The sequence below is a fragment of the Streptomyces sp. NBC_01520 genome, assembly GCF_045040375.1.
In the GTDB taxonomy this organism is placed as follows: domain Bacteria; phylum Actinomycetota; class Actinomycetes; order Streptomycetales; family Streptomycetaceae; genus Streptomyces.
This window is the reverse complement of the sequence record NZ_CP109404.1, coordinates 1,446,363-1,471,468: the sequence shown is the minus strand read 5'-3', so window position 1 is coordinate 1,471,468 and position 25,106 is coordinate 1,446,363. Positions and strand designations below refer to the sequence as shown.

Here is a 25,106-nt window from a genome sequence, read left to right as displayed (position 1 = left end):
GGTCGTCGCGAGAGCACGGGTGGTACGGCGTCGGGAAGCCCGTACCACCGGTCCCGTCGGCGGCCTCGAAGGGGGACGGGCGCTTCGGCCAGGACGTCAGGCGCCGGCGTTTCCGTCGGCGGCACACTCGTTGGCGAAGTGCTCCATCTGCTTCAGGACGAGGTCGATAGCCGCGGGGGCCTGGGCCGGCGGGTAGCCGTGCCTGGCCAGGAGGCGCTTGATGGTGCTGCGGAGCTTGGCGCGGACCGGCTCGCGGGCGATCCAGTCGGGCTTGAGGTTCTTGCGAATCTGCACGACGAGATCGCGGGCAATGCCGGAGAGGACCTCGTCGCCCATCAGCTCACGCGCGGAGCCGAGGTCAGCAACAGCGTCGTAGAAAGCGAGTTCGTCGTTGCTCAGGCGGGGGTCGAACTGGTCGCCGCGCTTTGCGTCGTTCGCGATCTCCTTGGCCATCTCGACCAGCTTGGCGATGATTTCCGCGCTGGTGAGCTGCTGCCGCATGTACTTGACCATGAGGTCTTGGAGGCGGTCGGAGAACGCGGTCTGCCGGACGACGTTGTGCCGGGTGACCTCGCGCATCTTCTGCTCGACGAGGCGACGCAGCGCTTCGGCGGCCAGGTGAGGCGTGTCGCTCTTCTGGAGCTGAGCGACGAGGGCGTCGTTGAGGTGGGTCAGGTCGGCCGTCTCCAGGCCGGCCTCGGCGAAGAGGTCGGTCACTCCGCCGGTCTCGACGACGGCCGAGGTCAGTTGGGCGAGGTACAGGGCTACGTCGCGGGCCACCGGCAGGCCGCGCGCCTCGCGGTCCATGGCGTCGAGCTTGGCCATGTAGGCGCGGACCTCGACGAGGAACTGGATGTCGCGCTTCCACTGCGGCTGGTCCGGGAACCGAGAGCCGATGTCGGCGGAGGAGCCGGCGAGCGCGAAGAAGCGCTCCAAGCGGTGGGCGTGCTCTCGGAAGCGGCGGCTCAGGGTCTCGTTGGGGTTGTCGAGTGTCTCCGGGTTGTTGCCGGGTGTGCGCGGGTCGCGGAGGTGGTTCGCGGTGCTGAGGGCCGCTTCGATGAACGCCCGTTGGGAGGGCTTGGCGAGACGGCCGCGCCAGTCCCAGCCGTGCAGGATGCCGTCCAGAATCTCGTACTCGTTGCGAAGCTCGTCCAGCGCCCGGTCGATGTCCTGACCGAGTGTCCGGTCTTCCTGGTCGGGTTCGGAGTACTCGGCGATCGCCCGCTGGAGGTTCTCGGTGAGCGGGGCGTAGCCGACGAGGAGGCCGTCCTGCTTCGAGCGGAAGCGCCGGTTGACCCGGGCCAGGGCCTGCATCAGGTTGGCGCCCTTGAGCGGACGGTCCAGATACATGGTGTGGATCGGCGGGGCGTCGAAGCCGGTCAGGAGCATGTTGTTGACGATGAGGAGTTCCAGCGCGTCGTCGGGGTCCTTGGCCCGGTTGATGACGGCCTTGCGCTGGGATCCGCGTAGGGCGTGGGTGCGCAGGCGTTCGGGGTCCTTGCGGGAGTCCGAGGAGAAGACGATCTTCATGGAGCCCTTGTCGACCTCGTCGCTGTGCCACTCGGGACGCAGCTCGCGCAGGGCGTCATACACGCTGACGCAGATGTCACGGGTGGCACAGACGATCATCGCCTTGCCGGCCGCGCCGCCGGGCTCCTCGGACACCCCGACGAACGCCTCCATGCGCTCGCGGCGTGCCTCCCAGTGCTCGACCAGGTCGGCGGTCAGATCGCGGATACGGGCCGGCGCGCCGTACATCGCGTTCATCATCACCGGCTGGGACCGCACGGTCGTCATCGCCCTGGGCGGCGCGGGTTGCGCCCTGTCGTACGACGCCCTCCAGCAGATGGCCGTCGCCATCCACATCCGCGGATTCCTCACCTACCTCTTCCCTCTGGTGATCGACGGGTTCATCGCCTACGGCGTACGGGCCCTGCTCGTCCTGCGCGACGCGCCTCTGCGCGCCCGGCTTTATGTCTGGACGCTCTTCGGTACGGCGACGGCGGCCAGTATCTGGGCCAACGCGCTGCACGCGGTCAGGCTCAACGAGGAGGCGGGTCGGGTGACCGGGCTGCGACTCGGGGACACGGTGGTCGCGGTGCTGTCCACCATCGCCCCGCTCGCCCTGGCCGGAGCTGTCCACCTTTACATCCTCATCGCCCGGGGGCCGGGCAAGGAGGGTGACCGCGAGGACCCCGGTCACCCCGGTCAGGTCGGTCTCTCCGGTCACCGCCGTCCGGCTGACCGGCCCGAGGACGTCGAGGTCACTCGGGCCGACTGGACTGACCGGGTCGGTCAGCCGCAGTCGAAGGCCGGTCAGGTCAGCGCCGGACAGTCGGTCACTGCCCTGACCGACCGGCCGTACCCGTCCCCGGACAAGCCGACCCCGATCCCTCGGTCACTGACCGGGGACAGCGCCCCGGCGGACAGCGGTGCCCCGGTCGCCGGTCAGCCGGACGAGGCCGCTGACCTGCCCGGACAGCCGACCACCGCCCCGGCGGTCACTGACCGACCGGCCCGCACCGAGCCGGACACCGGCCACCGGGGCAGCCCCGAGCCGGTCACCGGTCAGCCAGTCACTTCGCCGCCGGTCGCTGACCGGGGCGCCCGGACGGCCGGTGACCGGCGGTCCGACCCGGACACCGAGGAGTTGCTGAAGATCGCCCGGTCAGCGGTCAGGGCCGAGGACAAGCTGACCCGCAAGGTGGTCGCCCAGGCGATCCGCGGTCAGCAGATCCCACTCTCCAGCGACACGCTGACCGTCCTGATGGCCCAGCTCCGCGCGCAGCACGGACAGCCGGTCACCTCCACCCGGAACTGACCGGACAGCCCGAAGTGGGTGACCGAGCCGGACACCCCGGCAGGTCACCCGCCCCCGGACACGTACCCCCACACCCTCCCCAAGCGAAGCGGAGAGCACCTCATGCGCACCCGACCGGCCACCCCCGCCGAAGTCGACTCCTGGCTGACGTCCTGCACCAGCACGGCCACCTCCACCGCGCCAAGTCCACCCCCGACAACACCTGGACCGTGCAACGAACCCCGCACACCCGCCCCTGGACCCTGCACCACCCGGTTCTCGCGATGGACTGGATCGAGGAACTCGTCCTCGAAATCCGGCAGCAGAACCCGGAGACGACCCGGTGAGCGCCCACGACCCGGCAGTCCCCACGTCCGGACAGCAGCGTGACCCCACCACGGCTCCTGGCGGAGCAAGCTATCGCGTACGACGGTCCTACGGCCCGTCGTACGCACTTGCCCCCTCCCAGGAGGGCGGGGGAAGCCCGGCTGGTCCCCGAGCGAGGGCGCACGGGGACCAGCCGGGCAACCGGCACCAGGGGGCGCCGGTCACCGGGGCAGAAGCAGATGACCCTGCCGACCCCGAGCAGTCGAGCCCGAGCACGCCCGCCTTCCCCGACCGCACCCCGCGCCGCCGCAGCCGTAACCCGAGTGAGCGCGCCTGCAAGACGACCACCCGCCTCTCCGACACCGAGAAATCCGAGATCACCGATGCCGCCACCCAGCGCGGCGTCACCGTCGCCCGCTTCCTCGCCAACGCCGGCCTGAGCGCCGCCCGCGGACACGCCGCCGTGCACAGCAACGACCAGCTCGACACCGCCATCGACGAACTCGCCGCACTGCGCACCGCGCTGGCCCGGATCGGCAACAACATCAACCAGATCGCCTTCGTCCTCAACAGCGGTGGCCACCCGCGCGCCGGTGAACTCGAACACGCGCTGGGCGCGCTGACCGGACTTCTCGCCCGCGTCGATGACGAGGCGAACGACCTAGTGACCCGGCGGCTGTGATGGTTCCCGACATCGGGTGCGGCTCCCGCACCCACGGCCTCCTCGTCTACCTGTACGGCCCCGGACGGCGCGAGGAGCACACCGACGCGCACCTCGTCAGCTCCTGGGACGGCTTCGCCCCCGACCCCGGCCGCGACACCGGCCTCGACCCCGACCCGAAGGTCACCCTCGCCCGGCTCACCGCCGCCCTGGACCTCCGGGTCAAGCAGGCCGGCGACCGCGCTCCCGCCAAGCACGTGTGGCACTGCTCGGTCCGGACCGCCCCCGGCGACCGGCGACTCTCCGACGAGGAGTGGAACACCGTCGCCCAACGCATCGTCCACGCCACCGGCATCGCCCCGGCCGGAGACCCAGACGGCTGCCGGTGGATCGCCGTCCGCCACGCGGAGGACCACATCCACATCGTCGCCACCCTCGTACGCGGCGACCTGCGCAACCCACGCCTGAACTACGACTTCAATAAGGCCCAGGCCGAATGCCGCCGCATCGAGTGGGAGATGGGCCTGCGGCGCCTGAACGCCGGCGACGGAACCGCAGCGAAGAATCCCAGCAGCGCCGAGAAGTTCAAGGCCGAGCGCACCGGCCGCCCGGAGACCTCGCGCGAGACGCTCCGGGAGGCCGTCCGTCGAGCCGTGGCGGGAGCGGATTCGGAGGAGAAGTTCTTCACGCGGCTCCGCGAGGCGGGGGTGCGGGTGAAACTGCGTCATGCTCCGTCCGGTGATGCGCTCGGCTACAACGTGGCCCTACCCGGCGACCGCAACCGCGACGGAGACCCGGTCTGGTACCCCGGCTCCAAACTGGCCCCCGACCTCTCCCTTCCGAAGATCCGCCTACGCCTGACCGACGGGTCCGCAGAGCCGAGCGCGCCCTCCGTCACCACTGACCGGACCAACTGGTCACCGCCCGCCCGTCAACGACGCAACGCCACCGTCATTGCCGAGCGCTCGGCCGCGCTCTTGGAACGCGACGAGGACGGCGAGGCCGCCGCTCAGCTCGTCGGCGTCGGAGAACTCCTCGACGCGGTGGCCCAGACCTCACCGGCCACCACCCGCGCCGAGCTGGCCGCCGCAGCTCGCGCCTTCGAGCGGGCGACTCGCAGCCACGTCCGCGCCGAACACGCCGACACCCGGGCCCTCCGCTCAGCCGCCCGGGGCATCATCCAGGCAGGCGGCGCGCTCGGCCGAGGCGAGGACGGCGGCACCACCGCCATGCTCGTCTCCACCCTCGTCCTGGTCACCCTCGCCGCCGCCCGCTGGCACTCCGCCCGCGGACACGCCCAGCAGGCCCACGCCTCCCAACAAGCCGCCGCGCACCTGCGCACCGCCTACCGGCAAGCTGCCGCCACCTCGATGCGAGTGCTGCACGACCAAGGCCGGACCCTTCCAGAAGCCCAGCGCCGCACGCACGAAGCCACCCTTCGCGCCGTCCTACCGGAGAAGGTCGTACGGGCAGAGGGCATGGAAGCGAGGACCGACGCCTTGATCGCCACCCTCGCCCAGGCCGAGCAGGCGGGCCACGACTCCGAAGCCCTCCTGCGCCAGGCCATCGACATGCGCGAACTCGACAGCGCCGATGACGCGAGCGACGTCCTGGTCTGGCGCCTGCGGCGCATCGCCCAGCTCCCGGCACACCCGGGCGCAGGGGCTCGTCGTCCGCAGGCCGCCACCCGCCAGGCCACCACGCCGTGCAGCCGCATCAGTGAACGGAACGCGACGGCAGCCGCACCGCTCGGGACTGTTCAAGACCCCAACCGCCGCTCCCCACGTCGCTGAACAGGTCGAACCGGTAGTCAGCCACCGACCGAGCGGACGCCGCGAAATGTATGAACAGCCGGTTCCACCGGCTGTTACGGATGAAGACAGGACCGACAACCGGGAGATGACGCTCGTGCTCAGAACCACCACCCGCACCACGGAGCCGGCACCCGCGCTGCCCGTCCTCCCCACTGGTACCGACCCCCTGCTGCAGCTCCAGGCCGAGACGCGGCCAGCCGACGGAACCGGGGCGATTCGCTGCGTCGGCCACTCACGCGAACTCGCTCTCGGGGGCATCCCCGTGATGTGCTCCGCCTGCCGTGCCCGACGCGACTGGCTGCTCATCAACCACGGGCGCAACGTCTGGGTCCGCTGCCGGTGCGGCAACCAGTGGCTCGAGCCCGAGATCAGCCGCGCCGACTTTGACGCCCTGGTCGGCGGCCCGCACGGGACGACCTACCCGAGTGTCGAGGCGGGCTTGGCCGCGCTCGGGTTCGACGGCGTATTCGCCGGCATCTACCTGGAGTAGCGAGCGCTGCTGCAGCGCATACAACGGCAGCATCTGCTGGCCGCCCGCGCTGTTGAGGCGAGGTACGGCTCCATCTTTCTGGGGCGCCCCCGCATCCACGAAGCCTAATAGGAAAACCTCGGATTCCTCTGCCGCTCCGGGACGTTGCGTAGGGAGAGGTGGGTGACGCTACGTGACTCCCGGTGGCGCAGGCGGCCAGCCGAAGACGTGTGACAAAGGCGTGCAAGGCGCTGATCCAGTTGACCTCCGCCAGCCTGCGGCCCGGCGTCTGCGCGCCAGGGTACGCACAGATTCAGCCGACGCACAGTGATGTCAGGTGCTCGACGCCGGTCTACGCCAACGACTTGAATGCCGAGCGGTCCCTGGTTGCTGTCACGGCGAAACCAACGGGCCGAAAGCGGATCAGGGCCCGCCTCAGTGGCTGTCCCCGCCGGCCGTCACGCTCTGCTCGTACGCGGCTGAGTGAGTCGCCACGAAGTTGCGCTGCTGGCTGACCGTGGACCAGCCAGAGGCGGAGGCACTGACTACTCGAGCCGAGGCCTGCGGCGACCACCGCTCTCCTATGAAGCCGCGGCCGACGTGGTGGTGAGTCGCCGAAAGATGCTCTGACGCTGAAGCGTGTGAGCGTTTGACCCCCTCCCTGTCTGTGATGATCGTGTGACTCTGGGGTGGGGATTGTGCGGTTGGGGTTCAAGTTTCGGCATGCCCGAAGACAGCTCGTCGTTGCAACGGTGATCGTTGGGCTGTCGGCGTTTCCGCTGCCAGGGCTTCAGGCCCAGGCCCGTGAAACCGTTGTGGAGGGCGCCCTTGAACCGGACGAAGGGCAGCGGGCGCTGGCGCAGGCTGCCCAATCGGGCAGCCGTGTCGAGGTGCAGGGGGAACGGGACGAGCGCACGACCGTCTACGCCAACCCCGACGGTCACACCTTCACCCTGGAGCACGCCGCGGTGCCGGTCCGGGTGGTGAAGGACGGCGGCAGCTGGCAGTCGCCGGACCCGACGCTCGAGCTTCGCGCGGACGGTTCCGTGGGCCCCAAGGCGGCTTCCGTGCACATGGCGTTCGCCGGTGGACCCGGGGACCCCCTGGTCACCATCGCCGACCGGGGGCGGTCGCTTCAGCTGGACTGGCCCGACGCGCTGCCGAAACCGCACCTCGACGGGGCGAGCGCGGTGTACGAGAACGTCCTCCCTGACGTGGACCTCAAGGTGACGGCCACGGTGGAGAGTTTCCAGCAAGTGCTGGTCGTAAAGACGCCGGAAGCCGCCGCGGATCCTCGGCTGAGGAAGCTCAGCTTCGCAATGGACGTGAAGGCGCTGAAGGTCCAGCAGGGCCCAGCGGGCAATCTGACCGCCGTCGACGCCGAGGGCCGGACGGTATTCCGCGCACCGCCGGCACGCATGTGGGACTCCGCCGGTGCCACGAACACCGATGCACCGGCACCTGCCGCCGCCCGGCCGACGGTTCTCGGCGAACTTACTCCCGCCGATCCCTCGGAGGTGGCACCGTCCGGTTCCGGTCTCGGGCCGGGCCAGGGGGACAACGTTGCCCCGATCGGTGTCGAGCTGACCGAGAAGTCGCTGTCGGTCGTTCCTGACCGCGACATGCTGGCGGAGACGGACGACTCCGCCTATCCCGTGTTCATCGACCCGACCGTCACCTGGGGTGAATCCGAGCGGACCCTGCTCCGCTCGGATGGCTACGAGTCCTACGGCTGGGGCAACGGGGACGACGGACGCGGCCAGGGTGTCGGTAAGTGTGGCACCTGGGGTGCGTACTACTGCGGACCCGGATACGTCCAGCGGCTCTACTACGAGTTCTCTCCCGCCAGCCTCGCGGGGAAGGACATTCTCGGCGCGACCTTCCGGGTGACCGAGCCCTGGGCGTTCCAGTGCGAGCCGCGCTGGGTGGACCTCGTCCGCACGAACAACATCTCCTCCTCCACCACATGGTCCTCCAGGCCCAAGGACCTCGACCTCATGGTGGACCGGCATGTGTCCGCCGGGCGAGGCTCTCTGTGCGACCCGGACTCACCGGACGCCCCGGTGGACTTCAAGGACAACGCCGAAGAAACGAACGAGAACCTCACCCCGACGGTACGGAGCTTTGCCGCGGGGAAGTTCTCCCGGCTCACGCTGATGCTCAAGGCACACGACGAAGGTGACACCGCGGCCTGGAAGCGCTTCAAGAACGACGCGGTGCTCGTTGTCACGTATGTCGGGATGCCCGCGCTGCCCAAGGACGTCGGGCTGGTTGCAGGCACCGGCATCCTGTGTTCACCGAGTTCGATGGCACCGTTGACGGTGAGCGACCCGACTCCACTGGTCACGGGCAGACCCATGACCGTCTCGGGAGGATCCTCCGGAGCGAGCCTGCGGATCCGATGGCGCACGGACAAGCTGACGGGACGACGTGGTCGACGGCCCACACGGACGTGGACTCGCCCACCTCGGGCTACGTGGGCAACCAGGTGGCGCAGAATCGGAGCCTCCCGACTCTGTCCGAGGGGACCCTTTACCGGCTCAAGGCCCTCACTCTGTCCTACGACGAGAAGGGGCAGAACAGGCTGAACACCGGCTACACCACGCCGTGCTACTTCAAGGTCGACCCCACCGCACCCAAGGCGCCGGTCGTCACTGCGGTGAGCACGTACACCCTGTGTGGCACGACCTGCCTCCCCCAAGGCGGCCCGAACATGAAGGGTGTCTTCAGCTTCGCCCCGGCATCGGGCGATACGAACATCGTCGCCTACCAGTACAAGCGATCCGGAACGGCCGCGTGGTCCGGTGAGGTCGCCGGGTCCACGGTGCAGAGAGACATCGTGCCGCCCGAGTCCGGTACGTATCAACTTGAGGTGCGTGCCAAGGACACTGCGGGGCGCTGGGGTGCCTCACAGGTCGTCAGTTTCCTGGTCAAGGAGGGTGAGGGCCCGGTCGGCCGCTGGCACTTCGACGAGTCCTCCGGCCAGGCCGTCGACTCGTCCGCCACCGTGGCTGCCAACCAGGACAACGCGACGCTCTCCACCGGCGCCGCCCGCGACGGCCGCGGCCGTCGCGGCGAAGTCTGGTACGACGACGCCGGGCTGCCGCTCGCCACACCGAAGACGGACCTCGGCCTCAGCCTGAACGGCACGTCGGGATATGCGGCGACCGTCGGGCCGGTTCTGGAGACGCGCTCGGCGTACAGCTTCTCCAGTTGGACCCGGCTGGACGCCAAGGCGGCTGACACGGTTGTCCTGTCGCAGGACGGAGCTCACTACGCGGCGTTCGCGACCTGGTACGACGTCGAAAGCGACAGTTGGTGCTTCGGGGGAAAGGACAAGGACGAGGCGACGGGGAACGGATACCTGGGGGTCTGCGGTACGCAGAAGGCGAAGCTGAATGTGTGGACCCATCTCGCGGGGAGCTACGACCCGGCCAGTGGGTCGCTGTCCCTGTACGTCAACGGCCGGCTCCAGAACACGCGGACGGTGGCAGGGGGGTGGAGCGCGAATGGCCCCCTCCAGATCGGCCGGTTCAAGTGGGCCGACGCGTACCGAGGCTACTTCTCCGGATCGATCGACGAGGTAGCCGTGTGGCAGCGGGTGCTCTCCGCCGAGGAGATCGCCAAGGAGGCCCGTACCCTTTCCGCGCATTCAGGGCTGGCGGACGTCGAACTCGTCGCCCGGTGGTCTGCCGACGGCGCGACCGGGACCACGCTGGCTGACACGGTGTCGGGTTACGGCCGCGTGCTCGCACTCGCGGGAGGTGCCGCGCTGGACAGTGGTTCGGTCCTCCTGGACGGTGTCGACGACGCGGCGACGACGGCGGGTCCGGTGCTTGACGAGGACGGGTCCTTCACGGTGACCTCCGCCGTCGAGCTCGACCAGGCTGCCCTGCTGGCCAAGGACATCGGGTACGTGGGACAGGTGGTGGGGCAGCGCACCGCCGACGGTTCCTCCTGGGGTCTCTGGTTCGAGTTGGCCGGCAAGGAGACGAAGCTCGACGACGAGGACAACGAGTACTCCGTCCCGGTGGGCTTCTGGCACTTCGGTCGGATCGACGCTGCCGGCAAGGGCCACTGGGTGAGCTCCGACGAGGCCGCTGATCTGGGCAGCCCGGTCCGGCTGACGGGTGTCTTCGACGCGCTGGGCGAGGCGGGCGAGGGAGTAGCCCGGCTCTATGTGGGGCTGGCGCAGAACGACACGGACATGGCGTACACCTCCCTGACCGGTTCCGGGGAGTTCGCGGTCGGCAAGGGGTACGGCGCCGCTTCCTGGAAGCACTACCTGCCTGCCCGGGTCCAGGAAGTCCGTCTGTGGGCGGGTGCCATGACCGGTAGCGACCAGATCGACGCCGTCATCGGCGACTAGCCGGACACCTGGGTCCCCTTCCGGGAAGCGGACCCAGCTGTCCGGCTCCGAGGTGTTCCGCGGCCCTGGGTCCCAGGGCTGATCGGCATGGCCGCCCGCGTGGGCGGCCCAGGGGTGATAGCCGGTGCCGGGCCTTCCCGCAGGACCAAGGGCCCGCGGAGGCACCGGCGCTCCGGCCGACGCTCGTACACGACATGGTGGGGGTTCCAGGACATGGGCAAGGGTTGGAGAACGTGGTACGGCTTGAGGAGCCGTCCGGTCCCGCTGCCAGGAAGGCCCGGTAGAAGCCGTGCGCTCCTGCTCGTGGCGCTCGCCGCCGTCCTCACCGTGCCGGTCGGGCTGTCGCCCGTGGCGCAGGCGGCCGAGGGCCCGGGCCGGCCCGGTGTACCGGAACAGCGGTCCAGCAAGGTCCAGGCCATGACCCGGGCCGGTGCGGCCAAGGCGCGCAAGGGCGCATCCGAGGCGGCGGAGCGCAACGGCCAGGAGGAGGCCAGCGCCGGTGCCGAGCGCGCCGTCCACTGGCCGTCACCCGGGTCGAAGTCGGTCGCGGTCGCCAGGCCGAAGGCAGGGAAGGCAGCGACCGCCATCGGCGGACTGCCTGTGACCGTGGAGGCCGTGCCGGATGCCGCGGCTCCCGGCATGGCGACCGTCTCGGTGCTGGACCGGAAGGCGACCGGAGCTGCCGGAGTCACCGGCGTACTCCTGACCGCGCGGACGGATGAGCCCGGAGTCGGCAGGGTCGGCGTCGACTACAGTTCGTTCGCCTCCGCGATCGGTGGCGGCTGGTCCGGGCGGCTCAGACTGGTCCAGCTTCCCGACTGCGCTCTGACCACTCCCGGGACCGCTGGCTGCCGGACGGCGACGCCCCTCGACTCGCGCAACGACGTGCTCGAAGGGACCGTCTCCGCAAAAGTCACCTTCCCCGAGACCACCGGTGCGGAGGGCACGTCCGCACCGGTGGTGCTGGCCGTGATGTCCGACGGATCGGGGCAGTCGGCGTCCGGCGCCGGTGACTATTCGGCGACTCCCCTCTCCTCGTCGTCCTCGTGGGAGGCGGGTTCCTCCTCCGGGTCCTTCACCTGGAGCTATCCGATGGCCGCTCCGGCTCCGGCCGCGGGCCCCACGCCGTCGCTCGGGCTGGCTTATGACTCCGGTTCCGTCGACGGCCGCAACGCCTCGACGAACAATCAGGGGACGGACGTGGGCGAGGGCTTCGGCCTCTCGGCCGTGTCCTTCATCGAGCGGGGCTATTCGTCCTGCGCCAAGGACGGGCACTCCAAGCAGTACGACCTGTGCTGGAAGTTCGAGAACGCCTCCTTGGTACTCAACGGCAAGGCGTCCGAGCTGGTCAAGGACGATGCCAGCGGCAAGTGGCGGCTCGCCGCCGACGACGCCTCCACGGTCACTCACGAGACAGGTGCCACCAACGGGGACGACGACGGCGAGTATTGGATCGTCACCACCGGTGACGGAACCCGCTACCACTTCGGGCTCGACAAGCTGCCCGGCGCGGGAACGGAACGCACCCGCTCGGTCTGGACGGCGCCTGTTTACGGTGACGACGAGAACGAGCCCGGCTACGAAAACGGCGACGCCTTCGCCGATCGCTCACTCACACAGGCATGGCGCTGGAATCTCGACCTCGTCGAGGACACCCATGGGAACGCCATGACCTACTGGTACACCACCGAGCAGAACCACTACCGCAAGAACAAGGCGTCCACCGCCGACACCGCATACGTGCGGGGCGGGTATCTCAGTAAGGTCCTCTATGGACAGCGCGCCGACGGCCTGTTCGGCACCACGGCGCCGTACCGCATCAGCCTGACGCACGCCGAGCGCTGCACCGTCACCGACTGCGGGACGCTGACCGAAAGCACCGCCAAGAACTGGCCGGACGTACCGTTCGACTCCATCTGTGCCTCTGGCGCCGACAAGGAGGACTGCCTGGCCGAAGGGCCGACGTTCTTCTCGCGTAAACGCCTCACCGAAGTGCGGACCGAAGTGCTCGCCGGCACCGCGTACACGCCGGTCGACTCCTGGGACTTCACCCAGAGCTATCTCGACGGCGGTGACATCGGCGACTCGTCAGACCAGACGCTGTCGCTGAGCCGCATCGTCCGTACCGGACACACCGGCACGGACATCGAGCTGGATCCGGTCGACATCACTTACCACATGCGACCTAACCGGGTCGCCGGTGGTACACAGAGCGGCGGCGGGAACATCCTGCCGCTGACCCGCCCGCGGATGAACACCGTGACCTCGGAGACCGGTGCGATCACCACGGTGACCTTCAGCGCGCCCGAGTGCGTTCGGGGATCCCGGATGCCGGCAGCCGAGGACGACAACGCCGAGCCCTGCTACCCGCTGTACTGGAACGTCAACGGTGCGACTGACGCGACCCTCGACTGGTTCCACAAGTACCGGGTCACGGCCGTGAATCTGGCCGACCCCTCCGGTCACGGGGAGAACGTCGAGTACTCCTACGCCTACGAGGGCCCGGCCTGGAGCTACAACAACAGCCCGTTCGTGCCCTCCGACGAGCGCACCTGGTCGAACTGGCGCGGCTACGGAAAGGTGACCACCACGACCGGCGCTACCACAGGGACCCGCACGAAAACGGTCTCCACGTTCTTCCAGGGCATGCATGGGGACCGGCTCAAGGCAGGGGGCACGCGCACGGTCTCGGTACCAGGCCTGGACGTTGCCGGTCTGGATGTGCCGGATGCGACGGACACGGAGCAGTACGCGGGCTTCACCCGCCAGTCCGTAACGTATGACGGGAGCACCCCTGTCTCGGTGGCCGTCAACGACCCCTGGTCGCAGCGGACCGCCACGCAGCACAAGTCCTATGCCGACATCGAGGCCTACTTCGTGCGGACCGGCAAGGTCTCCACCCACACCTACCTCATGGTTCCGAAGAAGTGGCGTACGACCAGCACCAAGACGGAGTACGACTCGTACGGGATGGCGGTGGCGATCGACAGCGCGGGCGACACCGCCAAGTCCGGTGACGAGACGTGTACCAGGACCTGGTACGCGCGCAACGACGACGTCGGGATCAACGACCTGACGTCCCGTATCCGGGTGGTGGGCCGCAGCTGTGCGACCGCTGAGTCCTCTCTCTCGTTGCCCACGTCCAGCGGCTCCCGCGGCGATGTCCTCGGTGACACCGCCACCGTGTACGACGCCCCAGCGGCCACTACTTGGACCCCGGCGCAGCTTCCCACCGTCGGCGAGGAGAGCTGGACCGGCCGGGCGACCGGATACGCGGCGGCGGTCACCGATGGCGACCGGCGCCCGTCGGGATGGCAGCGGACAGCGAAGAAGACCTTCGACGCACTCGGCCGACCCCTCTCGGTGACGGGTCTGTCGGGCGCGCAGTCCACCACTGTGTACACCCCGACGGGGGCGGGCGTGCCGACCAAGTCGGTGGTCACCAACGTCAAGGGACACAAGACCACCACCTTCCTCGACGGCGTCCGAGGGGTACCCGTGAGGACGTACGACGCCAATAGCAAGAAGACGGAGCAGGTGTACGACTCACTGGGGCGTCTGGTCGGCGTCTGGTTGCCGGACCGGAACAAGGACGGAGGGCAGACCGCGAGTACCACGTACGCCTACACCGTCGAGCGGGGAAAGGCGCCGTCGATCGCGACGTCGGTGATCAAGTCCTCCACGACGGTTGCGACCTCGTACGAGATCTTCGACTCGTTGATGCGGCCGTTGCAGAAGCAGGTGCCGACCCCCGTCGGGGGGCGACTGCTCACTGACACGCGGTACGACTCGCGAGGGCTCGCTCACGAGACGTTCGCAGACATCTTCGATTCCACGTCGTCCCCGACCGGGACGTACACCCGGGCCGAGCACGGTGGGGCCCCCAAGCAGACCGCCATCGTTCACGACGGTGCCGAGCGCGAGGTCAGCACCACCTTCTCCGTCTTCGGTGTGGAGAAGTGGACGACGACCACCACCCACACCGGGGACTCGACGGCGGCAAGTGCCGTCGACGGCGGCAAGGCCACGCGTGTGATCACCGATGCCCTGGGCCGTACAGTCCAGCGCCGGGAATACGCGGGTCCGCAGCCGGCAGACACGGAGTACGGGGGCACGCTCGGAGCTCTCTACACCACCACAGCCTTCGGCTACACGCGGGACGGCAAGGAGGCCGAGATCACGGGGCCGGACAGCGCCAAGTGGTCGTACACCTATGACCTGTACGGCCGTCAGGTCAGTTCCACCGATCCCGACAAGGGCACCTCGACCACCGGGTTCACCACCGAGGACAGGACCGACTGGACAAAGGACGCGTCAGGTAAGCACCTGCTCTACGGGTACGACGAGCTGGGCCGCACCACCGGGCTGTGGCAGTCGTCACGCACCGACGCGAACAAGCTGGCCGAGTGGGAGTTCGACACGGTGGCCAAGGGACAGCTCACCGGCTCCACCCGCTACGAGGGCGGTGCGACCGCCGAGGGCAAGGCCTACACCCGATCGGTCATTTCCTACGACAGCCGTTACCGGGCGACCGAGACCCGGATATCCCTGGACGCCGAGGAGCCATTGGTCGTCTCGGGCGCAGCGGCGGCGACGTACTCCTTCGCGACGGCCTACAACCTCGACGGAACGGTGAAGTCCACCACCGAGCCGGCGGCCGGAGGACTGTCCGGGGAGACCGTCGAGACGGACTACACGGCCACCGGTCAGCCGACGGCCGTCTTCTCCGGCACGTCCGGATACCTCCAGGGGGCGACGTACAATGCCCAGGGGCAGCCGCGTCAGTTCATGCTCGGTGTCTCGGCTGCCACGGACGCAAAGAAGACGTACCTCGACCACGAGTACGAGCAGGGCACCGACCGGCTGAGCCGTTCCTACGTGACCACTCCGCAGTCAGCGTCCTACAAGCCGCAAGACCTCTCGTACAGCTACGACCCATCCGGCAACGTTACCAAGATCACCGACTCGCCGAACGCCGACGCCACACTCAAGGGCGAGACCCAGTGCTTCGACTACGACGGCCAGCGGCGGCTGACCGAGGCATGGACGCCGGGGACTGGTGACTGCGTCAGCAAGACGCTCGGCGGCCCCGCCTCGTACCGTACGACCTACAGCTACGATTCCGCGGGGCTGCGTACGGCCGAGACGCAATACAGCGCAAGCGGGCAGGGCACCACAACGGCGTACTGCTACAACAGCACCACGCAACGGCACGCACTGACCGCGACCACCACAGCGGGGGCTGATTCCTGCAACGGCGTGGCAGCCGCCTACGCGTACGACAAGGCCGGCAACACCATCGAACGGCCCGGCGCCTCATCCGCTCAGACCTTGACCTGGAACGCCGAGGGCAAGCTCGCTGAGCTCACAGAGGGCAACCGGAAGACCAGCTACCTGTATGACGCCGACGGAAACCTGCTCATCCGGAGGGCGGCCGGTGACGGTGAGAGCGTGCTCTACCTCGGCGCCACGGAGGTCCATCGCAGTGTTACGGGCGGCACCACGAAGAAGTGGGGCACCCGTTCCTACTCCGCCGGAGGCGCGGTGATCGCTGTCCGGACCAACGAGTCGGGCAACCAACGGCTCACCTTCCTGGCAGGTGACCATCACGGAACCTCCGGACTCGCCATCGACGCCACGACCCAGGCCGTTGTGAAGCGCTACTTCACCCCCTTCGGCGCGGCCCGCGGTACGGCGGCCGGGAACTGGCCGGACGACAAGGAATTCCTGGGCAAGCCCGCCGACCCCGGTACGGGCCTGACGCACATCGGAGCCCGTGAGTTCGATCCGACGATCGGACGTTTCCTCAGCGTCGATCCTCTTCTGGAATCGGACAAACACCAGTCCCTGAACGGGTACGCCTACGCCGAGAACAATCCCGTGTCGCTCTCCGACCCCACCGGCCTCGGCGCGATCTCATGCTCCGGCAGCAGCTGTTCACCCGAGATGATCGCGGCGGACGAGGTGATGTCTCCGCCGATCGTCCAGAGCACCGGCGGCGGTGGCAATGGCAGTGGGGGTACGTCCTCGGCAAGTTCCGGGAACGTGTGCGGTCCCAAGTGCCAGGCCGCCATCATGTGGCAGCAGTGGGAGCGGCAGCGGATCCTGGCCCTGCGGCAGCAACGAGCCGACCAGATCCGGATGCTGATGTACGGAACCCCTGCGCCCGTCCGGATCCTGGCCCCGATGGACATGCGTGGCTGCAACGAGGAATGCCGAACCGAGTTCATGCGTCTGCAGATCAGTGATCTGCCTGCGGTGAGCAGCTCGGACCGTGGCTTCAGTCTGTTCGACCCCGTCAACGAATGGGGGATCGGCAAGGGGCAGGCCATGAGGCGCGGTTACGAGTTGCTCAAGAAGCCGGAGACGCAGTCCGAGCTCCTCGGCGAGATGTACGAGGATGTGGCCGAGCTGTCCGGGGGGACGTGCAAGGACAAGGGCAAGGACCTCACTCTCTGCACGACCGGGGTACCGCTGTACGGCCGGGGCGGAACGACCATCGGTGACACCTACGTCACGGAGCCGGGTGATCCCGTGCTGGTGGACGGTTTCAGGCTCAAGCACGAGCGCAAGCATGTGAAGCAGTGGGAGAAGCGGGGCGTTAAATTCGCTCTCGACTACTTCCGGGAGGGGGTCGACCCGTGCGGGAACAAGTACGAGGAGCAGGCCGGCTACGCGGACGGAGGCTACGACCAGTGCGTGCCGTGATCCGTAGGTTGACCGCGGTGCCGATTACAGCCGGGGCGCTGGTTGTCCTGTCTTCCTGCCAGCAGGGGCCGCAACCATCGAGCTGGGGGTTCCGGCTGGAGGGCGGCGCTGTGACTGTCGCCGCCCCGCTGTGCCCTTCGGAGACGGTGGTCGGCGCGGAAACTTACATCAGCGTGGATGGAGAGGGGGACGGCGACGGTTTCACGAGGCTGTGGCGCGCCAGCGATCCGCGGTCTTCCGAGGCCGTGGCCGGGGTGTTCTTCGTCAACACCGGCAAGAGCTTCGGCACGATCGAGAAGCCCTTGTCCGTCACTCAGCCGAAGAAGTTCTACGTTGCCGTGCGCTACGCGGGCGATGCGGAATTTAGTCGCAGCGGCTACGTGGACCTGGCTCGAGTGAAGTCCGCCGAGCTCACCGACGACGAGTTCCTCACCTACGAGGGCAAGGTCATGACACGCGAGGAGATCAACGCTCAGCGCACGTGCCCGAAGACCTGACCTCCTGACAGTGAACGGAGAGGGGCGCCCCGCGGCGCCCCTCTGCCGCACGTTGGCTGCCAGAGAGGCCAAATGCCGGATCCGTCCGCTGTAGAGGCTATAGATCGTGTTAGATGGCCTTTGCTGCGGTGATCCACCGCTTCGGACCGACTCGATGGCGTTGCTGACCAAAACTCGAGCGTCGCGTTGTCGGCCGAACGGAACGGCAGGGAGAGGATCTGCCAATCGGGCGTCGTACCCGCAGCCTACGGCGACTACGAGGCCGGTCGGTTGGCCGATGTGTCCCCCGGCCGGGCGGAGCCGTGCAGGTCGCTGCGAAACCCCCGGCCGATCGGCCTCCAGTTCTGGAAGGTGGACGGCTTCCAGCGGGGACGGTCCGGCACGCTGTCGTCGTCGGGCGAGGGCAGGCTGCCCCGGCTCTTGCAGCTGCGGGACGCGCCGACGCTGATACCCAGGTGGGCGGCGACCTCCGGGTATCCCCAGAGCCTCTGGTCGTCGGCCATGGTGTCCTCCTCTGTCGGGTCGAGCGTACGCAACGAACGGGTGGACGCACGACGAGGCCGCCCCCTGCCTGAGCGGCGTGGGGCGGCCTCCGGCGGTCCTCGGTCAGACCCCGGCGAGCCGGTTGGAGAGGTCGAGGGCGTTGGTCGCGAAAGAGAGGGCGGCGCACAGGCCGGTCACCTCGTACAGGGTCGGACGGACCAGGCGCGGCCAGTCGTCCGGGGCGGCGGGCCAAGACCCGAGGTGAGGCTGACCCTCTGGAGTGGACACCCTGACAATGGATCTTGCTGGTCCAGGGAGGGATGTCCAGGTGGGACGCAGGTCTCCGTATTCGGAGGAGTTCAGGAGGGAAGCGGTCGCGCTCTTTCGGGCCGCGGCCGGGAAGCGGACGTACGCTTCGGTGGCTACGGATCTCGGGATCACCGCGGAGTCGCTGCGGACGTGGGTCCGCAAGGATGAGGCCCCGGACCCGTCCGGCGGCCGTGATGCGGGCGTCAGCGCGGCGGAGGAACTTGCCCGGCTGCGAGCTGAGAACGCCACTCCTGCTCAAGGCTGAGCAGGAGTGGCGCCTGGAGCGCGAGATCCTGCGCCGGGCGGCCGCCTATTTCGCGCGGGAGGTGAAGTGAGATCCCGCCGCTGGGACTTCATCTCCGAGAATCTCGCCGATTTCGGCGTCAAGCGGATCTGCCGGGTGCTCGGGGTGTCCCGCGCCGGCTACTACCGGCACCTGGCCACCGCACAGGTCCGCGCCGAGCGCCAGGCCGACGAGGCACGGACCGTGAACGAGATCCGCGCCATTCACGCCGAACATCACGGCGCCTACGGGGCCCCGCGCGTCCATGCCGAGCTGCGGGCGAGGGGTCGGAGGGTCAACCGCAAGCGGGTGACCAGGCTGATGCGGGTCAACGACATCGTCGGCCGGCACCTGCGTAGGAAGAAGCGGACGACGATCGCGGACAGGACCGCGGCGCCCGTGCCGGACCTGGTGATGCGCGACTTCACCGCGGACACCTTGAACACCAGGTGGTGCGGCGACATCACCTATATAGCCGTCGGTTCGACGTGGCTCTACCTCGCCACGGTGATCGACATCTGCTCGAGGAAGGTCGTGGGCTGGTCGATCGCGGACCACATGCGCACCTCGCTGGTCACCGACGCGCTCGAGATGGCCGTGGCGGCCCGCGGAGGCCGGGTCCGCGGTGTCGTGTTCCACACCGACAGAGGAGCCCAATACAGCGCGGCCGCTTTCGCCGACGTCTGCCAGCGGCACGGCATCCGCCGCAGCATGGGCAGGGTCGGCTCGAGTTACGACAACGCCCTCGCCGAGTCGTTCTTCCAGGGCCTCAAGCGCGAGTTGCTCCACGGACGCCACTGGACCTCGAAGGCACAGACCCGCATCGAGCTGTTCCGCTGGCTGTCGTACTACAACCGGCGCCGTCGGCACTCCGCGCTCGGCTACCTCACACCAGCCGAGTTCGAACAACAGTTGATCACGACACGTACGCTGTCACTCATCGCATGAAAACCGGTGTCCACTCCCCGGGATCAACCTCAAAGTACGTCTGGCCCAGCGTCCGCGACCACCTTACTCAATGCGGCATCCTCATCGGCCCCTCTGGCATCGAGATCCGTCCCTACCACCCGCCCACTGCCCTCAACACTCAGTACGGCCGGGCCAAGCAGCGCATCTACCTGTCGGCCACCCTCGGCTCGATGGATGACCTCCAGCGGCGAGTCGGCGGCGAGCCGGTCACTCGCCTGACTACCGCCACGCCGCTGCCGTCTGGGGCGACGGGTGAGCGACTGCTGGTACTTAACCCAAGCGCCGAGCACCCGTTCGACCCGAAGGTCCTCGGCTGGGCTCTCGCCCAAACCCAGGCGGCCGGCGGCCGAGCCGCCTGGTTGTGCGCCAGCCACGCGGAGGCCGACACCCTTCAGGAGACCCTCACCGCCTATGGGCAGCAGGTCTACCGTCTTCGTCCCGGCGACGACTCGATGGTCGAGACCTGGAGCGGAGTCGCCAGCGGACACCTGATCACTGCCGGCCGCTACGACGGGCTCGACCTCGCGGGCGACCTTTGCAAGTTGGTCATTGTCACCACGGTCCCGCAGGCCAGCAGCGAGTTCGAGCGGTTCGTCGTTGCCTACCTTGGCGATGCCAGCTTCATGCGCCACCGCGTCGGTCAACGAGTCACCCAGGCACTGGGCCGCGCCAACCGCGAACCGACTGACCGCTCCCTCTACCTCGGACTGGACCCGAGCTTCGCCCAGATGCTTGCCGACCCTGCAGTCCGCAAGTCGATCCCCGCAGGCACCGAACCCACCATCCGCGCTGCACTGGAGATCTACGATCAAGGCTGGGAGGGCTCGTTGCGGGCCTGCGCTACCTTCTGGCAACCAGCCGCGCAGTCCGCCGCAGCTGCCGAAACCGCTGCCCCAACGGTTCCTCGTCGCAAGTCTCGGCCCGGCCGTAGCGCCAGTGGGAACAGCGACGTCTCCAGCGCCGACGCCGAGGTCTCCGCAGCGACCGACCTCTGGCTCGGCGACCACGCGGGAGCGGCCCAGAAGGCGGGCGAAGCAGCCGCCCAACTCGCCATGGCCGGAGAAACCGAGCATGCAGCGTTCTGGCGCTACGTGGAGGCCCACGCCCACTTCGATCGCGGACGCCCTCAAGACCGGGTCGCCGCGCGCAGAGCGCTGGAGGGTGCCATCGATGGCGGGCCCCGGACCACATGGTTCCGCCGCCTCGCTCGCACCGTCGCCGACCTCGAAGGCTATGAACACACCGCTGACGACACCGACCGATTCTTCCTTGTCTGGGACGAGTGGCGGCGTGAAACCGGCGTCCGGCTCGACCGTGTCCTGGCTGAAGGGCGTGCGCTGCTCACTGGTAGCCACGATCAGCAATGCGAAGGATTGACCAGGCTTGCCCGCCTCGTGGGTGCCATCGGCGAACGCCCTCCGAGGAAGGAACAGAGTGCTACGGACTGCCGCTGGACATGGTCCACGGTCAAGCGGGCCGAACGCCGCGTCTGGGAGGTCAAGACCGTCCCAGAGGGAGAGCCTCATCCACTCAACCGCGGCGACGTAAACCAGTTGCTCGGGCAGATCGAGGTCGAGTCCAGGCGCTCCGCGAAGACCCGCGTCCTCGGCTGTCTGCTCACCCCAGCGACCACCACCCAGAACGATGCGGCCGAAGCGGCTCACGACAAGATCGTGTTGGTCAACCACGGCGCGGCTGTGAGGCTCTACGACGTGCTGGCCGACCGGCTCCGCCAGTACGACGCGCTGTGCGGTGGCAACAACGCCGAAGCTCGCGGTGCAGCCCGCACGAAGATCGAGTCGCTCCTGCCACAAGAAGACCGCTGGCTGGGCAAGCTGCTCGCTCCCTCGCGTGGGCGACTCATCACGGTAGATGACGTAGGCGCCATCTTCCCGTCGGTGTGACGCCGAACTGCGCTGCTCAGGTGGTGTCGCGGTCCGCGGCACCACCTCCAGTGCGGCCATCACATTGGCGGGTAGTGCACTGGCCACGCCCTAACGGATAGATGACCAGGTATGTCGTGCGCAGGGTGGCCAACTGGATCGCTCAATGGCCAACTAGGTTGCTCAGTCACAAATGTGGCTGGAGTGGCGCGCGGCCCAGGTCACCCGTGGCCCATCCCGCCCGATGGGCGCTAATCCGGCTCCGTACGAGGTCACCGTCCACGTAGGGGTCCGCGTGCCGCACCACCCGCACCGGCTGGGTCGCGTCATCGGGCGAGGCGGTCACGCTCCAAGGTGGGCGCGCCCTCGCTCGACCAGACTACCCGCCCGCGCCATCAGTGATCGTCTAGAGCGCGTGCAGCAGTTGTGAGACGCTGACGAGCGCGTCGGACGGAGGGGCGATGTCGGTTTGGGGCGTCCCACGCGCGCGACTGAATGGTCTCCGGAAGCCGCCCGGAGCGGCGCTCCGGTGGACAGCCGGTGGACAGACGCCTTTGGATGAGCCAGTACGAGGCCGCACGGGGGAGACTGCCGCAGGTGGTCTGATCTGGGAAAACGTCATCAGGAAGCATGGTGCTGCACCACCCGGAACGATCGCTCTCGGTCTCGTAATGCGTAGGTCCCGGGTCCGAGTCGCCAGGGACTTTTCAGGGACTTTCAGCTCTGTCGGAGGGACATCCGAGGGAGTTTTCGCAGTACAAGCACGGAAGGCTGCGACAGCGCTGAAAGGCCCAAAGCTTCGGGCCCGCGCATCCGCGCAGTCGCTCCATAGCGCTCCGGCACGGAGCCGGGTCGGCAGTAGAAGGCGAGGCTCTTTCGGGGCCGCGCACGGTCCTGACCTCGGGGAACGTGCCCGGCGGGCCCGGCGGTGTGAGCGCCGGGCCCGCGGACGGGCGGTCAGCCGTACGGGTAGAACCCCGACCCCGTCTTGCGCCCGAGCCGGCCCGCGTCGACCATCCGCTGGAGCAGCGGGGGAGCCGCGTACAGCGGTTCCTTGTACTCGGCGTACATGGAGTCGGCGACCGAGGCCACGGTGTCCAGGCCGATCAGGTCGGCGAGCTTCAGCGGGCCCATCGGGTGGGCGCAGCCCATCTCCATGCCGTTGTCGATGTCCTCGCGGCTGGCGATGCCCGACTCGAACATCCGGATCGCCGACAGCAGGTACGGGATCAGAAGGGCGTTGACCACGAACCCGGACCGGTCCTGGGCCCGGATCGGGTGCTTGCCGAGCACGTCCTGCACCACTGCCTCGGCACGCTTTATCGTCTCGTCGGACGTCGTCAGCGCGGGGATCAGCTCGACGAGCTTCTGCACCGGGGCCGGGTTGAAGAAGTGGATGCCGATGACCTGGTCCGGCCGGGAGGTCGCCACGGCCAGCTTCACCAGCGGGATGGAGGAGGTGTTCGAGGCGAGGATCGCGTCCGGCCGGGTCACCACCTGATCGAGCACCTGGAAGATCTCGGTCTTGACCTGCTCGTTCTCCACGACGGCCTCGATGACGAGATCGCGGTCGGCGAACTCACCGAGGTCGGTGGTGAAGCTGAGGCGGCCGAGTGTCTCGTCGCGCTCCTCCTCGGTGATCTTGCCGCGTTCGGCGGCCTTCGAGAGGGAGTTGTGGAGCCGGGTGCGCCCTATCTCCAGCGCCTCGCCGGTGGTCTCGGCCACCTTGACCTCGAGGCCGCTGCGGGCGCACACCTCCGCGATGCCTGCGCCCATTTGGCCACAGCCCACCACTCCGACGCGTGCAATGTCGGCCATAGAGTCCGTCACCTCGTGCCTTTCGCTGATCTCCGTGCGGCAGTCCCGTTTGATTCCGGTGCCCGCCTCGACCCCACGACGTTACTCCGCGATCCGGCCCCGGTGACCTGCGGGTCGTGCGGTCCCGGGGTGGGCGTGATCCGTGTCACGCACCGCAGCCGGAGTGGCACACAAGGGCAGAGAGTCGAAAGGTTATGGAAAATGCGGCAATTCGGTCGAAGGTCGTTCGTGCTGAGCGCAGCCGCCACGGTGGCCGCGCTGATGACGGCGGGCGATGCCGTCGCGGCACCCCGGCGACACGTCCCGGGGCGGCGCCGCAGAGCAGGGGCGGGCGAGCTGCGCGGCGTATGGATCTCCACGGTGGCCAACGTGGACTGGCCCTCGGCACCGGGCCTGACCGCGGCCGCCCAGCAGGCGGAGCTGCTGGATCACCTGGACCGGGCCGTCGAGCTCCGGCTGAACGCCGTGATCCTCCAGGTCCGGCCGACCGCGGACGCCCTGTGGCCCTCCCCGTACGAGCCCTGGGCGCAGTACCTCACCGGGGTTCAGGGCAAGGACCCCGGCTGGGACCCGCTGGGGACAGCGGTGCGCGAGGCGCACGCCCGCGGTCTGGAGCTGCACGCCTGGTTCAACCCGTACCGGGTGGCGAACCACACCGACCCCTCGCGGCTCGTCGCCACCCACCCCGCCAGGATCCACCCGGAATGGGTACTGCCGTACGGCGGGAAGCTCTACTACAACCCGGGGCTGCCGGAGGTCAGGGAATTCGTCCAGGACGCGATGCTCGACGCGGTCACCCGCTACGACATCGACGCGGTCCACTGGGACGACTACTTCTACCCCTACCCGGTGACGGGCCAGGTCTTCGCCGACGACGACGCGTACGCGCGGTACGGCGCGGACTTCCCGGACCGGGCCGCCTGGCGGCGCGACAACACCGACCGGCTGGTGCGGGAGACGGCCGAACGGATCAAGGAGATCAAGCCGGGGGTCCGGTTCGGGATCAGCCCCTTCGGGGTGTGGCGCAACGCCGGGACCGATCCGCTCGGCTCGGACACCCGGGCCGGTGTGCAGACGTACGACGACCTGCACGCCGACACCCGGAAGTGGGTGAAGGAGGGCTGGATCGACTACATCTGCCCGCAGCTCTACTGGAACATCGGCCTCGCCGCCGCCGACTACGCGAAGCTGGTGCCATGGTGGGCCGAGACCGTCCGTGGCACGGGCGTCGGCCTGTACCTCGGGGAGGCGCTCCACAAGGCCGGCGACCCGGCCCAGCCCGCCGCCTGGCAGGACCCGGCCGAACTCTCCCGGCACCTCGACCTCGCGGCCGGTCACCCGGAGGCGGGCGGTCACGTCTTCTTCTCCGCGAAGCACGTGAAGGCCGACCGGATCGGGGCCATGGCCCGTGTGGTGGCCGACCACTACCAGGTGCGGGCCCGCACCCCGCGCTGACCGCACACACCCGCGCCGGAGACCCGTGGGTCTCCGGCGCGGGTGTGTGCGCTACCGGTTCCTGTCCTCGGGGGCGGTGTGCCGGACGACGCTGTCGGGGCCTGGGGACATGATCGATTCGTGCCCGTCCTCGAAGCGCAGACGGTACGGGGGGCTGCCCCCCTCGCCGAGCACTTCGACGATCTCTGCGACGCGGTCGTGCTGACCCACGGTCCTGCCGTGTGTCAGCAGATGGTCGCCCGCGTGTGCCTCCATCGGGAG

At 68.7% G+C, this 25,106-nt stretch carries 15 protein-coding genes and 1 pseudogene; 11 read left to right on the top strand and 5 right to left on the bottom strand.

All coding sequences use genetic code 11. The features are described 5' to 3' along the window. Positions 1 to 96: 96 nt before the first annotated feature. Positions 97 to 1,758, bottom strand: coding sequence for a type I restriction enzyme endonuclease domain-containing protein (locus OG524_RS06700; protein WP_405809453.1), 1,662 nt, complete (start codon positions 1,756 to 1,758; stop codon positions 97 to 99). On the opposite strand from OG524_RS06700, the gene OG524_RS06695 reads away from it, so the two are divergent. The 8 genes from OG524_RS06695 (at position 1,682) to OG524_RS06660 (ending at position 17,645) form a co-directional block, all read left to right on the top strand. Further along, positions 1,682 to 2,821, top strand: coding sequence for a DUF2637 domain-containing protein (locus tag OG524_RS06695; RefSeq protein WP_405809451.1), 1,140 nt, complete (start codon positions 1,682 to 1,684; stop codon positions 2,819 to 2,821). The genes OG524_RS06700 and OG524_RS06695 overlap by 77 nt on opposite strands. 322 nt (positions 2,822 to 3,143) lie before the next feature. Then, on the top strand, positions 3,144 to 3,809 hold the full coding sequence (locus OG524_RS06690) for a plasmid mobilization protein (protein WP_405809449.1): 666 nt from the start codon (positions 3,144 to 3,146) through the stop codon (positions 3,807 to 3,809). Next, the gene (locus OG524_RS06685) at positions 3,809 to 5,581 is read left to right on the top strand and encodes a relaxase/mobilization nuclease domain-containing protein (protein WP_405812433.1); all 1,773 of its coding nucleotides are present in this window, start codon (positions 3,809 to 3,811) and stop codon (positions 5,579 to 5,581) included. Before OG524_RS06690 ends, OG524_RS06685 begins: the two co-directional genes overlap by 1 nt. Positions 5,582 to 5,687: 106 nt before the next feature. Beyond that, complete coding sequence (locus tag OG524_RS06680; protein WP_405809447.1) at positions 5,688 to 6,092, top strand: hypothetical protein; 405 nt, start codon at positions 5,688 to 5,690, stop codon at positions 6,090 to 6,092. A 794-nt stretch (positions 6,093 to 6,886) separates the two neighbouring features. Further along, entirely contained in the window at positions 6,887 to 8,659 is a 1,773-nt protein-coding gene (locus OG524_RS06675) for a hypothetical protein (protein ID WP_405809445.1), read from the top strand. A gap of 125 nt (positions 8,660 to 8,784) precedes the next feature. Further along, the gene (locus OG524_RS06670) at positions 8,785 to 10,440 is read left to right on the top strand and encodes a LamG domain-containing protein (protein ID WP_405812432.1); all 1,656 of its coding nucleotides are present in this window, start codon (positions 8,785 to 8,787) and stop codon (positions 10,438 to 10,440) included. A 303-nt stretch (positions 10,441 to 10,743) separates the two neighbouring features. Continuing rightward, complete coding sequence (locus tag OG524_RS06665) at positions 10,744 to 17,148, top strand: RHS repeat-associated core domain-containing protein (protein ID WP_405809444.1); 6,405 nt, start codon at positions 10,744 to 10,746, stop codon at positions 17,146 to 17,148. A 17-nt stretch (positions 17,149 to 17,165) separates the two neighbouring features. Beyond that, positions 17,166 to 17,645 (top strand): hypothetical protein, encoded by a 480-nt coding sequence (locus OG524_RS06660; RefSeq protein ID WP_405809442.1) that lies wholly within the window; start codon positions 17,166 to 17,168, stop codon positions 17,643 to 17,645. Positions 17,646 to 17,899: 254 nt separating this feature from the next. Here the strand turns inward: OG524_RS06660 and OG524_RS06655 are convergent, their stop codons facing one another. Next, entirely contained in the window at positions 17,900 to 18,148 is a 249-nt protein-coding gene (locus OG524_RS06655) for a MarR family transcriptional regulator (protein ID WP_405809440.1), read from the bottom strand. 103 nt (positions 18,149 to 18,251) lie between these two features. Then, entirely contained in the window at positions 18,252 to 18,416 is a 165-nt protein-coding gene (locus OG524_RS06650) for a hypothetical protein (protein ID WP_405391869.1), read from the bottom strand. Positions 18,417 to 18,456: 40 nt separating this feature from the next. On the opposite strand from OG524_RS06650, the pseudogene OG524_RS06645 reads away from it, so the two are divergent. After that, positions 18,457 to 19,668, top strand: a pseudogene (locus OG524_RS06645) (IS3 family transposase). Then, positions 19,665 to 21,593, top strand: coding sequence for a helicase C-terminal domain-containing protein (locus OG524_RS06640; RefSeq protein WP_405391870.1), 1,929 nt, complete (start codon positions 19,665 to 19,667; stop codon positions 21,591 to 21,593). Before OG524_RS06645 ends, OG524_RS06640 begins: the two are co-directional and overlap by 4 nt. 936 nt (positions 21,594 to 22,529) lie before the next feature. Here the strand turns inward: OG524_RS06640 and OG524_RS06635 are convergent. Further along, entirely contained in the window at positions 22,530 to 23,390 is an 861-nt protein-coding gene (locus OG524_RS06635) for a 3-hydroxybutyryl-CoA dehydrogenase (protein ID WP_384500719.1), read from the bottom strand. Between the two features lie 201 nt (positions 23,391 to 23,591). On the opposite strand from OG524_RS06635, the gene OG524_RS06630 reads away from it, so the two are divergent. Continuing rightward, positions 23,592 to 24,845: a glycoside hydrolase family 10 protein gene (locus OG524_RS06630; protein WP_405391871.1), complete on the top strand. Its 1,254-nt coding sequence runs from the start codon at positions 23,592 to 23,594 to the stop codon at positions 24,843 to 24,845. Between the two features lie 51 nt (positions 24,846 to 24,896). Here the strand turns inward: OG524_RS06630 and OG524_RS06625 are convergent, their stop codons facing one another. Beyond that, positions 24,897 to 25,100 (bottom strand): DUF1918 domain-containing protein, encoded by a 204-nt coding sequence (locus OG524_RS06625; protein ID WP_405809437.1) that lies wholly within the window; start codon positions 25,098 to 25,100, stop codon positions 24,897 to 24,899. Positions 25,101 to 25,106: the final 6 nt, after the last annotated feature.

What these genes read in the sequence shown, in the direction of transcription:
- OG524_RS06695 (WP_405809451.1), top strand. Translation starts at nt 1,682, where the DNA reads ATGCGCTCGCGGCGTGCCTCCCAGTGCTCGACCAGGTCGGCGGTCAGA.
- OG524_RS06700 (WP_405809453.1), bottom strand. Translation starts at nt 1,758, where the DNA reads ATGTACGGCGCGCCGGCCCGTATCCGCGATCTGACCGCCGACCTGGTC.
- OG524_RS06685 (WP_405812433.1), top strand. Translation starts at nt 3,809, where the DNA reads ATGGTTCCCGACATCGGGTGCGGCTCCCGCACCCACGGCCTCCTCGTC.
- OG524_RS06680 (WP_405809447.1), top strand. Translation starts at nt 5,688, where the DNA reads ATGACGCTCGTGCTCAGAACCACCACCCGCACCACGGAGCCGGCACCC.
- OG524_RS06670 (WP_405812432.1), top strand. Translation starts at nt 8,785, where the DNA reads ATGAAGGGTGTCTTCAGCTTCGCCCCGGCATCGGGCGATACGAACATC.
- OG524_RS06655 (WP_405809440.1), bottom strand. Translation starts at nt 18,148, where the DNA reads ATGGCCGACGACCAGAGGCTCTGGGGATACCCGGAGGTCGCCGCCCAC.
- OG524_RS06640 (WP_405391870.1), top strand. Translation starts at nt 19,665, where the DNA reads ATGAAAACCGGTGTCCACTCCCCGGGATCAACCTCAAAGTACGTCTGG.
- OG524_RS06635 (WP_384500719.1), bottom strand. Translation starts at nt 23,390, where the DNA reads ATGGCCGACATTGCACGCGTCGGAGTGGTGGGCTGTGGCCAAATGGGC.
- OG524_RS06630 (WP_405391871.1), top strand. Translation starts at nt 23,592, where the DNA reads ATGCGGCAATTCGGTCGAAGGTCGTTCGTGCTGAGCGCAGCCGCCACG.
- OG524_RS06625 (WP_405809437.1), bottom strand. Translation starts at nt 25,100, where the DNA reads ATGGAGGCACACGCGGGCGACCATCTGCTGACACACGGCAGGACCGTG.